Genomic DNA, 13,984 nt, shown 5'->3' on the forward strand with positions numbered 1-13,984 from the left:
GACCGCCAGGACACCCCGCACGGAGCCGCCGCTCTCAGCCGCCGGCCACGTCCGACTCCGCGGTGGACCGGCCGAGCAGCGCCCGCCGCAGCGCCGCGGACTGCTCCACCGACCCACCCCGGACACCGAGGCTCCCCCGGGCCGCCCGGTAGTAGCCGTCGCGCGCCTCGTTGACCTGCGTCAGCACCTCGGAGATGTCCGGCGGCGCCTCGACGATCCCCCGGGCGAGCCGCTCGACCTGCCAGACCGCGTCGCGCCACCTCGCGGCGGCGACGACCGTCGGCTCATCGCCGAGCAGCAGCAGGTTCTCCCAGACGATGGTGCGGCGAGCATCCGACTCGGCCAGCCGGGCAAGGCCCTCCTCCCGGTCGATCGGATGGCTGTGCGACCCCGGCCGCAGATCGGCAGTCATCCGCAACGCCACCGCATGATTCTCCTTGAGGGCGTGCGCATAGTCGACGTACGCGTCGAGCCGCCGCTCGTCCCAGCGGACGCCCTGGCTGCGCCGCCACCGGGCGCGGTCGGCCAACGAGGTGGCGAGGATCGTGCCCAGGGTGCCGACCAGTACACCGAGGAGCGCCGGAAGCTGCGTCAGAAGCGTGCTCACGCCGCCGAGGCTGCCAGTCCCGGGCAAGCCCCGCCATTGTCCTGGTCGACCTTGCTCGGGATACAGGCCCGGATGCCGTGGGCGCGTAGATGGCCGCGGTGGGCGGCGATGGACTCCTGTGATTCAGTGCGCGCGGCGGTAGTGCATGGCCACCGCGCCGTTGCGGAGCGGCTTCGCCGAGAGCAGCTCGAGCTGGCGCGTGCCGGGCAGCCCGCCCTGGTACAGCGTCGGGCCGTGACCGGCGATCCTGGGATGGACGAGCAGCTTGTACTCGTCGATCAGGTCCAGCCGGTCGAGCTCGGTCGCGAGCTTGCCGCTGCCGAGGAGGACCCCGGCCGGGGTCGCGTCCTTGAGCTTCTGCACGCCCTCGCGCAGATCGCCGGCGATGTGGTGGCTGTTCGTCCACGGGAAGTCCTTGCGCGTCGACGACACCACGTACTTGGGTTTGGCCCCCAGCTTGACCGCCCACTCGCGCATGGCCGGCGGCGCATCCACATCGCCGCGGGCGACGGCCGGCCAGTAGCTCTCCATCATCTCGTAGGTGACGCGACCCCACAGCATTGCCCCGCCCTCGTCCATGAGACGGGTGAAAAGGGCGTGCGTCTCGTCGTCGGCGATCCCCTCCTCGTGGTCGACGCAACCGTCCAGGGTGACGTTGAGGCTGAAGGTGAGGAGTCCCATGGCCGGCGAGTCTAACGCCATTTCTAGGTCGACAAAGTGCAGCATCACCCATTTGATCCCGTTGTCTACCGGCAGCGGCACGCTGTCGCGTCGGGGGTCCGTTGCATGATCGTGCCCGTCATTACGACTCAACCTGGTGAGGTGCCGGAGTCACGTGCGAACGAGGTCTGACGGGGTCCTTCGGCTCCTGATCAAGAAGATCGTGGAACTCGGCGTCTCGGACCATGTCCGGGGCTTCGGTGCTGTCACGGTCGTTCGCGGTCGGCCCGTTTCACGCAGACGGGTTTGTCCCAGGCGCTGCACGGGACGCGCTAGGTGGCGTGGATCAGCGCCAGCAGGGCAGAGCGGTGCTGTTCGTAAGCCTTCTGCCCAGCCTGGGTCATCCGGTAGGTCGTGCTGCCCCCGCGGCCACGGCCGACCTTCGTCGAGCTGACGTAGCCGGCCGCCTCCAACGCGGACATCTGCTTGGACAGGTCCGACTCGCTGATCTGCAGATGGTCCTTCAAGAATCGGAACGAGACCGAGGGTGCGTTGGCCAGCACAGCCATGGCCGCCAACCGCTTGGGCACGTGGATGATCGGGTCCAGGCCATCGATCACCGAAGCCGCGCCCGGGTCGCGGCAGCCGCCACGGCATAACGCCGTTCGTAGAACGCAAGGCCAGCCGTCACCAGGACGAACGCTGTCCCGGCGGCGGCGGGAACGCCGACCAGCCACCAGACGAGGCCGACGATGAGGGCGACGACGGGCAGGCTGGCCACGTACTCGCGCCACATCCGGGCGATCTCGACGGGGGGTGTCCCCTTGCCGGGCATCGGCAGCGCGCCGTGCCGACGCTGCATCCAGACGACGAACAGGATCTCGACGGCGATCAGCGCGGCGAGCGACACCACGAACAGCCCGACGTTCTCGCGCCACCAGGTGAACGTGCCGATCATGGCGGCAGCCCAGGCTCCGATGGATGGCGCGTACCACCATGGGCTGGGCGGATAGTCGATGTACGGGGCAGCGGCCCCGCGCTCGGCCGCTGCGAGTTCTTCTGCCAGGCCAATACTTTCCATGCCGGAAAGCATAAGAGAAAGCTTTCCAGTTGTGCAAGTGATGGGTCCGGCAGGCCACGACACCATGCCGTCAGTTCCTGCGGGTCGCCAGGATGGCCAGGGTTTCCCGGCGTACCGCGTCGACCTCGTAGACCAGGCGACGGTGGGTGAAGCGGACCACCAGGATGCCGATGGTCGCCAGCAGCGCGTCCCGGCGCAGGTCGATCTCCCGCTGGCGTGGGTCGCCGTGGGTGGTGGCCCCGTCGAGTTCGATGTTGACCCGCTCCCGCTCGGCGAACATGTCGAGGTAGCTGGTGCGTCGACCGAGCCGTATCGGCACCTGCCTGCGGAACGCCGGCATCGCCGGCCCGGTGAAGACCTTCTCGTGCCCCCAGATCTCCAGTGGGCTGCGGCAGCCGTCGGCGAGCTTCCCCAGCAACGTTCGGAGCGCTGCTCGGTCGATCAACTTTGGCGCGCCTTCCAGGGCATCCGTCAGCCGCTCAGGCGTGGCCAGCCAATCGTTGACCGCCCGAATCACTGGCGCCCGCCGCTCCAGGGGCGGCAACGTCGGCCATGAGTCGACGAGTGCCTGCTCAAGCCGGGTGACCGTCAGGCCCCGCCGGACCACCACCTGCGGCGGCTCGATGGCGAGCCCACGGCGCCGATGAACGACCAGTCCGGCTCGGGTGCGCAGGCTGGCGCTCGCCGGTGCGCTGAGATGCACCAGGTCGCCCACCGCCTGCGGGCGCACCCCCCACACGCTCAGCGCGCTGAGGTGACTGAGCGCACCGGAGCCGTCGGCCCAGGCGAGTGCCGCGCGCTGGCCCAGGGCTGGTTCGAGTCGACTCAGGACAGGATCGCCGGGTGAGGCACCGACCAGGTGGGCCGCCACGAACACCTCGGGCAGTACGCGCACCAGTTCACCGTTATGGCAAGCCTGCTGCAGCGCCCACTGTGGCACCACCTGCCGAGCAGTTCCGAACGTCACCAGCCCTCGGCCCACCCTGAGCAGCTCCCGAAGCACGACATTCACAGAGCGAACCGTGCAGCCGTACCCCAGTCCCCCGCAACCGCCGACGAGGTCCCTGTGCACGCCTACCGGCCTGTGGACAACGCCCGCCGAAGCGAGACTTCTGCTAGTCGCACCGATCGGTGGCAGTTCAGCAGGGCAGACGTCGGCGTGTCGAGTTGCTCAGCTGCCAACGATCAAAGAATCCGCCACTCAGGCCGCCAGCGTTGCGTAGCGGCCGTTGCGGTTCAGGAGGCTGTCGTGGGTGCCGGCCTCGACGATGCGGCCGTGGTCGAGCACCGCGATCTGGTCGGCGTCGCGCACGGTGGAGAGCCGGTGCGCGATGGTGATCGTGGTCCGACCCTCGGCGAGCACGTCGAACGCCCTCTGCACGGCCCGTTCGGTCTCGGTGTCCAGCGCGCTGGTGGCCTCGTCGAGGACCAGGATGCGCGGGTCGCGCAGCAGCGTACGGGCGATCGCGAGCCGCTGCTTCTCGCCGCCGGAGAACCGGTGGCCGCGTGAGCCGACCATGGTGTCGTACCCGTCGGGCAGCCCGGCGATGAGGTCGTGGATCTGGGCGGCGCGGGCGGCGTCCTCGATCTCCGCGTCGGTGGCGCCCGGTCGGGCGTAGCGCAGGTTCTCCCGGACGGTGGTGTGCAACAGGTACGTCTCCTGGCTGACCACGCCGACGATCGCGGCCAGGTCGGCCAGGCGCAGGTCACGCAGGTCGACGCCGTCGACGGTGACGCGGCCGCCGGTCGGGTCGTGCAGGCGGCTGACCAGCCCGGCGAGGGTGCTCTTGCCGGAGCCGGTCTCGCCGACCAGGGCGAGGCTGGTGCCGGCGGGCACGTCCAGGGTGACCCCGGCGAGCGCCGCGGTGTCGCTGCCCGGGTAGCCGAAGGTGACGTCCTCCAGGCGCAGGTGGCCGCGGACCCGGGTGGGGTCGAGGCGGACCGGTTCGGCGGGGTCGGCCACGTCGATCGGCAGGTCTAGGTATTCGAAGATCCGGGCGAACAGGGCCAGCGAGGCGGTGAGCGAGACGCCCACGTTGAGCAGCCCCATCAGTGGCCGGAACAGGCCGCCCTGCAGGGCGGTGAAGGCGACCAGGGTGCCGATGCTCAGCGTGCCGGCGGTGCCGGGCAGTCCTGCGGCGAGGTAGATGACCGCCGGTACGGCGGCGAAGATGATGCTCATCGAGGCCATGCGCCAGCGGCCGGCCAACTCGCTGTGCAACTCCAGGTCGACCAGGCGGGCCGAGGAGGCGGTGAACCGGTCGATCAGCGCGGGGCCGGTGCCGAGGGTCTTGGCCAGCTGCACGCCACTGATCGAGAGCCCTTCCTCGACGGTGACGTTGAGGTCGGCGAGTTCGCGCTGCCGTTGGGCGGTGATCTCGCGGCGCATCCGGGCGACCCGACGGGTCAGCCAGATCGCTGGCGGCAGCACCACGAGCGAGACCAGGGAGAGCTGCCAGGAGAGCGCGACCATGGCGACCGCGGTGGCGACCACGGTGGTGAGGTTGGCCGCGACGGCGGTGGCGGTGGAGGTGACCACCGACTGCATACCGCCGATGTCGTTGGTGATGCGGGACTGCACCTCGCCGGTGCGGGTGCGGGTGAAGAAGCCCAGCGACTGGCGCTGCAGGTGGCTGAAGACGTCGGTGCGGAGCCGGTGCATGACCTGCTGCCCGACCTGGGTGGAGATCCAGGTCTGGACGACGCCGAGGGCGGAGGTCACCGCGGCCACGGCGACCATGCCGAGGACCAACCAGACCAGCAGGGTCACGTCGCCCTGCGGCAGGGCCCGGTCGATGACGGTACGCAGCAGGAACGGGGTGGCCATCGCGATGATCGAGGAGATCACGATGATCGCGGTGACGGCGGCCAGCGCGGGCCGGTGGGGGGTGAACAGACGGCCGATGCGGCGTAGCGACACCTGGCGTGCCTGCGTCTTCTCTTCCGCGCTGACGGTGCGATGGCCGCGGTCGCGGCCCATGGGGGTGGGTTCCAAGGGGCACTGCCTTTCGTTCGGATATGCTGAGGTTACCTCAACATGAGGGAACAACCGCATCGGCTGCTACGGTATTCCGGTGACCGAGGACACCCCCCACACCGGCGACGACGAGAGCCTGGCCGAGACGTTCTGGGCGGTGGCGTCCCGTTTGCGCCGGCAGACGCGGGAGTCGTTGGCACCCTGGGACATCACTCCCAGCCAGTCTCGGGCACTCGGAGTGCTGGGCCGGCACGGCGAGGTCCGCCCCGGCACGCTCGCCGAGCACCTGCGCATCGCGGCACGCTCGGCCACCGAGGTCGTCGACGACCTCCAGACCCGTGGGCTCGTCGAACGCCGTCCCGACCCGGTCGACCGGCGGGCGACCCTGGTCGCGCTCACCGAGGAGGGCAACCGCGTCAGCGCCGCCATCCGGACCGCCCGCCGGGCCGAGGCCGACCGCTTCTTCGGCCACCTCAACGACGCCGACCGCGCCGAGCTGTCCCGCATCCTGCGCACCCTGCGCGCATAACGACCGCGCACCTGGGTAGCCAGCGGCCCCCGTCCGGTCGGCGGGACCGGCCAGCACGGCCGGGGTGAGGCGACGGGAGGCCCGGCTGATGTGCGGGATCAGCGGGGAGGCGCGATTCGACGGCCGGTCGCCCGACGCGGCGGCGGTCACCCGGATGACCGAGGCGATGCGCTCGCGCGGCCCGGACGACGAGGGCCTGTTCGCCGACGGCTGGGTGACCCTCGGGCATCGCCGCCTGACCATCATCGACCTGTCCGCCGCTGGCGGCCAGCCGATGGTCCGCGACGACCTGGGCCTGGCACTGGTCTTCAACGGCTGCATCTACAACTACCCGGAGCTGCGCGAGGAGCTACGCCGCGCCGGGTACGCCTTTCACTCCACCGGGGACACCGAGGTGATCCTGGTGGCGTACGCGCACTGGGGTGAGCGTTTCGTCGACCACCTGGTCGGCATGTTCGCGATCGGGCTGGTCGACCGGGTGCGGCGGCGCCTGATCCTGGCCCGCGACCGGCTCGGCATCAAACCGCTCTACCTCGCCGAGACACCCGGGCGGCTCCGGTTCGCCTCCACCCTGCCCGCACTGTTGCGGGCCGGTGACGTCGACACCGGCATCGACCCGGTGGCGCTGCACCACTACCTGTCCTGGCACTCCATCGTGCCCGCGCCACGCACCGTGCTGCGCGGCGTGCGCAAGCTGCCGCCGGCCACCCTGCGGGTGATCGAGGCGGACGGTCGCAGCCGCGACGAGGTGTACTGGCGGCCCGACTACGTGCGGGAGCCCGCCGACGCGGGGATGGACGCCTCCGACTGGCGCGCCGCCATCGGGGACGCGTTGCGCGCGGCGGTACGCCGACGGCTGGTCGCCGACGTACCGGTCGGCGTGCTGCTCTCCGGTGGCCTGGACTCCAGCCTCATCGTGGCTCTGCTCGCCGAGGCCGGTCAGCAGCACCTGCGTACGTTCAGCATCGGCTTCGACAGCCGCGACGGCGAGTCCGGCGACGAGTTCCACTACTCCGACCTGGTGGCCCGCGCGTACGACACCGACCACCACCGGATCCGGTTGGCCGATGACGATCTGGTGCCGGCCGTACGGCGTGCGGTGCTGGCGATGACCGAGCCGATGGGCAGCCACGACGTGGTCGCCTTCCACCTGCTCTCCGAACAGGTGGCGCGGCACGTGAAGGTCGCACAGTCCGGGCAGGGCGCCGACGAGGTGTTCGCCGGTTACGGCTACCACCAGCCGCTGGTCGAGGCGCCCCGGCACAGCGCCGCCGAGACGTTCGCCGCCGCGTTCTTCGACCGCGACCACGACGAGCTGCGCGGCATCGTCGGCCCGGCGTACGCGCTGGAGCACGACGCCAGCCGGGACCTGCTCGCCGGGCATCTTGCCGCGCCCGGCGCACAGACCGCGCTGGACGCCGTGCTGCGCCTGGACACCCATCTGATGCTCCCCGACGACCCGGTCAAGCGGGTGGACAGCATGAGCATGGCGTGGGGCCTGGAGGTGCGCACTCCCTTCCTCGACCAGGATTTGGTCACCCTGGCCGCGCACTGCCCGCCGGAGCACAAGGTCGCCCAGAGCGGCAAGGGCGTCCTCAAGGAGGTCGCCCGGGAGGTGCTGCCCGCCGAGGTGATCGACCGGCCCAAGGGCTACTTCCCCGTACCGGCGCTGCGCAACGTGGACGGCCCGGTGCGCGAGATGGTCGCCGAGGCGTTGCAGGCGCCGGCCGCGCGCGAGCGCGGGCTGTTCCGCCCGGAGTACGTGGCACGGCTGCTCGCCGAGCCGGACCGGGCCGAGGCGGCGGCCGGCAGCAACAAACTGTGGCAGCTCGGGCTCCTGGAGCTGTGGCTGCAGACGCACGACATCCGCTGAGCGCGCCCCCGGTCAGCCGGCCGTGGTGCGCACGGCCAGGTCGTCGATCACCGCGCGCAGGTCACCGGTCCGTTCCAGCACCCGACGCTGCCGGGTCGCGCCGGTTCCGTCACGGCGCAGCCGGCCCAGTTGCGCCAGCACGTACCCCAGGTCGCCGTGGCGCAGCAGGGCGGGCGCGATCACCGCCATCAGGTCGTCGACGAGGGCCCAGGCCGGTCGGGTGCCACCGGCCCGCAGATCGATCAGCTCGCCGTCGAGGCCGTCGTGGGCCGCCCGCCAGTGCGCCGCGGCGACCAGGCAGTCACGCACGGGCGGGGCGGTCACCCCGGCGCGTACGTCGTCGACGAGGGAGGCGACGAGAGACCGGACCAGCGCGGCGACCAGCACCGCGTCGTCCACGTCGGGGCAGACGTCGCCGACCCGGATCTCCACCGTGGGGTACGCCGACGACGGTCGGGCGTACCAGTAGACCATCGCCGCGTCGAGCATGATGCCGGCGGCGATCAGCTCGTCGACGGTCCGGTCGTAGTCGGCGGCCGAGTCGAAGTACGGCGTCGGGCCGATGCTGGGCCAGCGTTCCAGCTGCATCGACCGCCAGCTGGCATGACCGGTGTCCCGCCCGTCGTGCAGGGGCGAGTTGGTGGTGATCGCCTGCACCACCGGCAGCCACACCCGCAGGTGGTTGCAGACCTGCACGGCCAACTCCCGGTCGGGCAGCCCGACGTGCACGTGACAGCCGCACACCGCGGGGTCGTGCGCCACCGGCCCGTACCGGCGGGACATCGCGTGGTAGCGAGGCTCGTCGGGCACTGTCCGACGCGGCTCGGCCACCGGGGTCGCTCCGACGGCCACGAGCCGGGCCCCGGCCGCCGTGGCGGCGTCGGCGGCGGATCGGCGCAGCGCCACCATCTGCGCGCGTAGCTCGGTGAGGTCGGCGCAGACCGGGGTGACCATCTCGACCATGCTGTGCCGGAACTCCTGGCGGCTCTGGTCGCGGGCGGGACCGCGCAGCGCGGCGAGCACCTGGTCGGCCACCGGCAGGTTCCGCCCACTGTCCGGGTCGAGCAGCAGGAACTCCTCCTCCACGCCGATCGTGAGGATGGACAGGTCGGGCACCGTGTCGGCGGTCGCCGCGCGGTAGGCCATGGCCGCCTCCATCCGCTCCTACGGCCGTGGGTGGACCCCACGACCGGGGCGGCACGGTTTCCCGGCCGAGCACCGGGACAAACGCGTGCTCAGGATGTCGCCAGGCCCGCCGCGCGGGCGGTGGGAAAGGGCCGTTCAGCCGCGTTGTCCGTCAACGCGAAGGCTGTCCAGGTACGCGTCGACGGCCTCCCGCCACGGCCGAGCCGGGCCAGCAGGTCGGCGCGGACTACGGGTAGGCGTAAGAGACGGGCCGTGAGCGCGCGCTGCTCACGCCTCAGCGACGTACACGCCCGACCCCCGTACGCCGACCACGATGCCGCGCGCTTTCAGCGCCTCCACGGCACGCGCCACCGTGCGGCGGGCCGACCCATACTCGGCCGCCAACTCGTCGTACGTCGGGAGGCGCTGCCCGCGTGGGAACTCGCCTGAGCCGATGCGCCGTAAGAGATCAGCTTCGATCTCCTGCGCGGTATGTGGGATCGGCACCTTCACAGGCTGCGCCTTCCCAGCGTAGAGCCTACTTGCACCCATTGCACTACTGGCACTTGTGGCATTACTGTCGATCTCGCGCGGTGCGTAGTAGATCCGGGATCGGTGCGCGTCGCTGCGCTCATGGGGCGTCCGCTGGTCTCGCCGATCACGCGGGCGCCCCCTCCTAGAGGAGGGAGTAGCCATGTTCAGTGCGCGGGCCGACGGTGGCCAGCCATTGCGAGTGCCGGTCGATATCGAGGTGTGGGCATGGGGCGTTGTGGTGCCCGGCCGGGTCACCTGCGACCGATGCTGGCGGGCGCTGCGCATCGACACAGGCACCACGCCCGGAGAAATCGCAAAGGCGGTCGCCGACCACCGGGAGCAGTGTGCGGGGACGCCGTAGTTGAGGCCGGTGGGAGGAGATTCGTCAGTCATGCGCCGGACGGTTGTGGGTAAGCGCCGCGGCGTGACCGACGGCATCCGGGTGGTCGTGGTCGGCGCCGGCTTCTCCGGACTGGCCGCCGCGCTGGCGCTCACCCGTGCAGGAGCCGAGGTGCGAGTGCTGGAGGCCCGCGACCGGGTCGGCGGTCGGGTGTTGACCCGTTGGCTGCCCGACGGCACCCAACTCGACCTGGGGGCGCAGTGGATCGGCCCGACCCAGGACCGGATGTACGCGCTGGTCGCCGAGCACGGCCTGGTCACCTTCGCATCGGCGGCGCTCGGCGCGCCCACCCTGCTCTGGGCCGGCCAGCGCCGGGCCGGGCCGCCCGCGCAGGCCGGCCGGGTGCTCGGGCTGCTCGACGAGTACGCCGCACGACTGGACCCGGACGCACCCTGGCAGGCGCCGGAGGCCGCGCAGTGGGACCGGACGATCCTCGGCGGCTGGCTGCGCGCGACGGCCGGGGACGGCGACACCGCCGACTACCTGGGGCGGCTGCTCGCCGGTGGGCTGCTGGCCACCGGCGCGGACGAGGTGTCCCTGTTGCAGCTGCTGTTCTACCTGCGCAGCGCCGGCGGGACCGGGCCGTTGCTGGGGATGGCCGGGGGCGCGCAGCAGGACCGGATCGTGGGCGGGCCGTCGGCGCTGGCCGAGCGGATGGCTCTGGCCCTGCCCCCGGGGACCCTGACGCTGGCCACACCGGTGCGGTCGATCGAGCAGACCATCGACCGGGTGACGGCGTGGACCGACACCGGGCGCGTCGACGGCGACGCGGTGGTGGTCGCGCTGGCGCCGGCACTGGCCGGCCGGATCCGGTACGACCCACCGCTGCCCGCGCTCCGCGACGGGCTGACCCAGCGGATGCCGATGGGTTCGGCGCTGAAGGTGCACGCGGTCTACCCGGAGCCGTTCTGGCGTGCCGACGGGCTGTCCGGGGTGTCCACCAGCAGCGCTGGTCCGCTCACCGAGACGGTCGACAACTCCACCCCGACCTCGCCGCTCGGGGTGCTGACCGGGTTCAGTTACTCGGTGGATGCCGCCGCGCTGCGCGAGATGTCATCCGACGAGCGTCGGCGGTGCCTGCTGGACGCGTTCGCCTGCGTGGTCGGGCCGCGAGCCCGGGACCCGGTGGACCTGGTCGAGTACGACTGGTCGGCCGAGGAGTGGACGCGGGGTTGTTTCTGCGGTGGGCTCACCCCGGGTACCTGGGGCACCTACGGTCCTCGACTACGGGCGTCGGTGGGGCGGGTGCACTGGGCGGGCACCGAGACGGCGACCCGCTGGACCGGCTACCTGGAGGGCGCGGTGCGGGCCGGTGAGCGGGCGGCGGCCCAGGTGCTGTCGGGTTGAGGTGCTGACGGATTGAGGTGGCACGCGGAGGGGCCGGCCCGGTCTCGGCGGGACCGGGCCGGCCCCGGCCCACGGTGCGCCCCGGCCAGCCCGGTCGGTCAGTCGACCGGGCCGGCGCGGGGGGCCCGGTCAGGGGTAGTTGGTCAGGTACACCGTCTGGTTGGCCGCGTTGGCGGTGCCGCCGACGTTGTTGATCACCCGGTTGATGGTGCCGACGCCGCCGAGCGAGACGGTCACCATGTTGGTGAACCGCACGTTCGGGTTGGTGGGCACCTCGAAGGACCGCTCCTCGACCACGGCGGGATTGACGTTGAAGTAGCTGTAGCTGCCCAGTCCCCACGCCCCGTGGCTGGTCACCGAATCCGCGACCTTGTACGCGGCGTAACCCCGGGTCGTCCCGTTCATCCAGGCGGCCTGGTTGGGCGGGTCGTACGGCAGCTCGTTCTGGTAGAAGTACGTCCGGCCACCGTTGCCGTTCCAGATGGTCTGGTACTTCTGGTAGTGCTCGACGAAGAGGCCGTACATGGTGACGTTGTCGCCGTTGACCGTGAGCCCGGTGTCGGCGGTGTTCAGCGTCCACCCGGTGGGTACGCCGGAGGCCGCGTGGTCGGCCCGCCACAACCACATGTGGTCGCCGATCACGTTGTCGCTGTTGACGGTCAGCGTGTTGGTGGCCTTGCCGACGTGTGGCCCGCCGATGCGGAAGAACACGTCGTGCAGCGAGGTCGGGTTCGTGGCGTGGCTGGCGGACGAGCCGGACGGCCCGACCTCCATCAGCACCGGCGAGTTGGTCGTGCCGGCCTCGAACATGATGCCGGCGACCTTGACGCCGTCCACATCGGCCACCCGCATCCCGACGGTGCCGTTGTCGGCCTGGATGGTCGCCAGGCCGAGGCCGAGGATCACCGTGTCGGCCCGGTTCACCTGGATCGGCTCGGTGACGTGGTGCACGCCCGGGGTGAAGAGCAGGTGCTTGCCCTGGGCGAGGGCCGCGTTGATGGTGGCGGCGCTGGTGCCGGTCTGGACGACGAAGAACTGCGACAGCGAGATGGACGAGCCGGCCGGGGTCTTGTTGTACCAGCTGGTGCCGGTCGAGTTGGTGCGCAGCGCCGGCACGAAGACCCGGTACTCACCGGTGCCGTCGACGTAGAGGAACGGCTTCTCCCGCACCTGCGGGGTCTGGCCGATGACGGTGTGCGACGGGTTGGGGAAGCTCGGCGCCGGCGCGCCGACGACGCCCTGGAAGACCATGTTCCACACCGAGCCGGTCCAGCCGTTGCCGAACTCGCTGTTGCGGGAGTACCACTGCTGCTGGGAGCCGGAGACGACCAGCCCGTCGATGCGGGTGTCGGCCAGCAGGCCACCACTGGACCAGCCGTCGCCGCCGTTCCAGAGCTGGATCTGGTTCTGCGCGCCCCGCAGGTGCATCCGCCGGTACGGCGCGGCCTGGGACACCGCCCAGCGCTCCACGGTCTGCCCGGCGGGCAGGGTGACCGAGAGGTTCTCGGCGGCCCGCCAGAAGTTCTGGGTGGCGTTGCCGCCCATCCAGAAGGCCTCGGCGCGGACGTGGCCGTTGAGGTTGACGTCGTCCGGGCTCATCCCGAGCCCGGCGACCTGGGTGAAGAAGCCGAGGTTGACGTCGGCGGTGTAGGTGCCGGGCTTGAACAGCACCGAGTAGCGCTGCGGGCCGAACTGGTTGGTCTCCTGCTGGGTGAAGAGGGTGTTCAGTCGACTCTGGATGGTCGACGTCGGGGTGCTCGGGTCGAAGACGAACGTGTTCGGCCCGAGGTTGGGGTTGTACGGGTCGGTCGTGCCGACCGGGGGCTCGCTGGTCCCGCCGGTCGTGTTCACCGCCAGCTCCCACAGCGAGTAGCCGTAGGCGGTGCCCCGGGCGGTGCCGTACATCCGCAGGTAGCGGCCAGTGCCGGAGACGGTGAGGGACTGTGTCCCACCGGTGCCGGTGGTCGTCGAGTAGATGCTGGTCCAGGTGGACCCGTCGGCCGAGGTCTGGAGCTGGAAGGCCCGGGCGTACGCGGCCTCCCAGGTGAGCACCACCCGGCAGATCGTCCGGGTGCTGCCGAGGTCGACGCGCAGCCACTGTGGGTCGCTGGCGGCGCTGGCCCACCTGGTGCCCGGGTTGCCGTCGACCGCGGCGGACGCCGCGAGGCCGGCGTCCTGGTTGGACGAGGCGGTCGCCGGGCTGCCCTGCGCGACGTTGGTGCTGCCGCAGGTCGGTGTGGTGCCGCCGGTCTCGCCGTAGACCTGGAACTCCCAGAGCGAGTAGCCGTAGCCGGTGCCCCGGGCGGTGCCGTTCATCCGTACGTAGCGGCCGGCACCGGTGACGGTGAGGTTCTGGGTGCCGCCGGTACCGGTGGTCGTCGAGTAGATGGTGGTCCAGGTGGCGCCGTCGTCGGAGGTCTGGAGCTGGAAGGCCCGACCGTAGGCGCCCTCCCAGAGCAGGTTCACCTGGCTGATGGTGGCCCGGGAGCCCAGGTCGACCTGGAGCCACTGCGGGTCGCTGAACGCGCTGGCCCAGCGTGTGCCGGTGTTGCCGTCGACGGCGGCAGCGGCCGGGGTGCCGGCGTTCTCGGTGGACGAGGCGGTGGCGGGGCGGCCCTGGGAGAGCAGGGTGGGCGCGGCCTGCGCGGGTGTGGTGGCGCCGGTCGGGCTGAGCGCCGCGACCAGGGCCACGGTGAGCCCGACGAGCAGGTGCCGGACGGCCCGCCGGGGACGCGGACGTGCGGATGTTGCATGAGATGTCATGACATCGCCTGTCGATAGGGGGTTACGGATGCCGCGCGGGTGGGATCGGGCTCGCCCCGTGGTGCCGTCGGTGGTGCCGCCGATGCGG

General features: G+C 71.4%; 13 protein-coding genes. 4 read left to right on the forward strand and 9 right to left on the reverse strand.

The window, feature by feature from the left end:
- Positions 1-34 precede the first annotated feature (34 nt).
- From HNR20_RS00340 to HNR20_RS00365, 6 genes are all read right to left on the reverse strand, one after another.
- Positions 35-607, reverse strand: a complete 573-nt coding sequence (locus HNR20_RS00340) for a hypothetical protein (RefSeq protein WP_184175285.1) — start codon at positions 605-607, stop codon at positions 35-37.
- Positions 608-730: 123 nt separating this feature from the next.
- The gene (locus HNR20_RS00345) at positions 731-1,288 is read right to left on the reverse strand and encodes a dihydrofolate reductase family protein (RefSeq protein ID WP_184175287.1); all 558 of its coding nucleotides are present in this window, start codon (positions 1,286-1,288) and stop codon (positions 731-733) included.
- Between the two features lie 311 nt (positions 1,289-1,599).
- Positions 1,600-1,887, reverse strand: coding sequence for a transcriptional regulator (locus HNR20_RS00350; protein WP_184175289.1), 288 nt, complete (start codon positions 1,885-1,887; stop codon positions 1,600-1,602).
- Positions 1,884-2,348, reverse strand: a complete 465-nt coding sequence (locus tag HNR20_RS00355) for a hypothetical protein (RefSeq protein WP_184175291.1) — start codon at positions 2,346-2,348, stop codon at positions 1,884-1,886. Before HNR20_RS00355 ends, HNR20_RS00350 begins: the two co-directional genes overlap by 4 nt.
- A 70-nt stretch (positions 2,349-2,418) precedes the next feature.
- A complete protein-coding gene (locus HNR20_RS00360) occupies positions 2,419-3,360 on the reverse strand; it encodes an endonuclease domain-containing protein (protein ID WP_184175294.1) in 942 nt (313 codons plus the stop codon).
- A 189-nt stretch (positions 3,361-3,549) separates the two neighbouring features.
- Positions 3,550-5,328, reverse strand: a complete 1,779-nt coding sequence (locus HNR20_RS00365) for an ABC transporter ATP-binding protein (protein ID WP_184187761.1) — start codon at positions 5,326-5,328, stop codon at positions 3,550-3,552.
- A 94-nt stretch (positions 5,329-5,422) separates the two neighbouring features.
- Between HNR20_RS00365 and HNR20_RS00370 the strand changes: the two genes are divergently transcribed.
- Positions 5,423-5,854 carry a MarR family winged helix-turn-helix transcriptional regulator gene (locus HNR20_RS00370; protein ID WP_184175296.1) on the forward strand — a complete coding sequence of 144 codons (432 nt, stop codon included), beginning with the start codon at positions 5,423-5,425 and terminating at the stop codon, positions 5,852-5,854.
- An 88-nt stretch (positions 5,855-5,942) separates the two neighbouring features.
- A complete protein-coding gene (locus tag HNR20_RS00375; RefSeq protein WP_184187764.1) occupies positions 5,943-7,727 on the forward strand; it encodes an N-acetylglutaminylglutamine amidotransferase in 1,785 nt (594 codons plus the stop codon).
- Between the two features lie 12 nt (positions 7,728-7,739).
- Here the strand turns inward: HNR20_RS00375 and HNR20_RS00380 are convergent, their stop codons facing one another.
- Together HNR20_RS00380 and HNR20_RS00385 are read right to left on the reverse strand one after the other, a co-directional pair.
- The gene (locus HNR20_RS00380) at positions 7,740-8,873 is read right to left on the reverse strand and encodes a carboxylate-amine ligase (protein WP_184175298.1); all 1,134 of its coding nucleotides are present in this window, start codon (positions 8,871-8,873) and stop codon (positions 7,740-7,742) included.
- 267 nt (positions 8,874-9,140) lie between these two features.
- Complete coding sequence (locus HNR20_RS00385) at positions 9,141-9,359, reverse strand: winged helix-turn-helix domain-containing protein (RefSeq protein ID WP_229687405.1); 219 nt, start codon at positions 9,357-9,359, stop codon at positions 9,141-9,143.
- A gap of 187 nt (positions 9,360-9,546) precedes the next feature.
- Between HNR20_RS00385 and HNR20_RS00390 the strand changes: the two genes are divergently transcribed.
- Both HNR20_RS00390 and HNR20_RS00395 read left to right on the forward strand, forming a co-directional pair.
- Positions 9,547-9,747, forward strand: coding sequence for a hypothetical protein (locus HNR20_RS00390; protein WP_184175304.1), 201 nt, complete (start codon positions 9,547-9,549; stop codon positions 9,745-9,747).
- Positions 9,748-9,777: 30 nt separating this feature from the next.
- A complete protein-coding gene (locus HNR20_RS00395) occupies positions 9,778-11,133 on the forward strand; it encodes a flavin monoamine oxidase family protein (protein WP_184175306.1) in 1,356 nt (451 codons plus the stop codon).
- 129 nt (positions 11,134-11,262) lie between these two features.
- Here the strand turns inward: HNR20_RS00395 and HNR20_RS00400 are convergent, their stop codons facing one another.
- On the reverse strand, positions 11,263-13,896 hold the full coding sequence (locus HNR20_RS00400; RefSeq protein WP_184175308.1) for a discoidin domain-containing protein: 2,634 nt from the start codon (positions 13,894-13,896) through the stop codon (positions 11,263-11,265).
- Between the last annotated feature and the right edge of the window lie 88 nt (positions 13,897-13,984).

Source organism: Micromonospora parathelypteridis (genome assembly GCF_014201145.1).
GTDB lineage: Bacteria > Actinomycetota > Actinomycetes > Mycobacteriales > Micromonosporaceae > Micromonospora > Micromonospora parathelypteridis.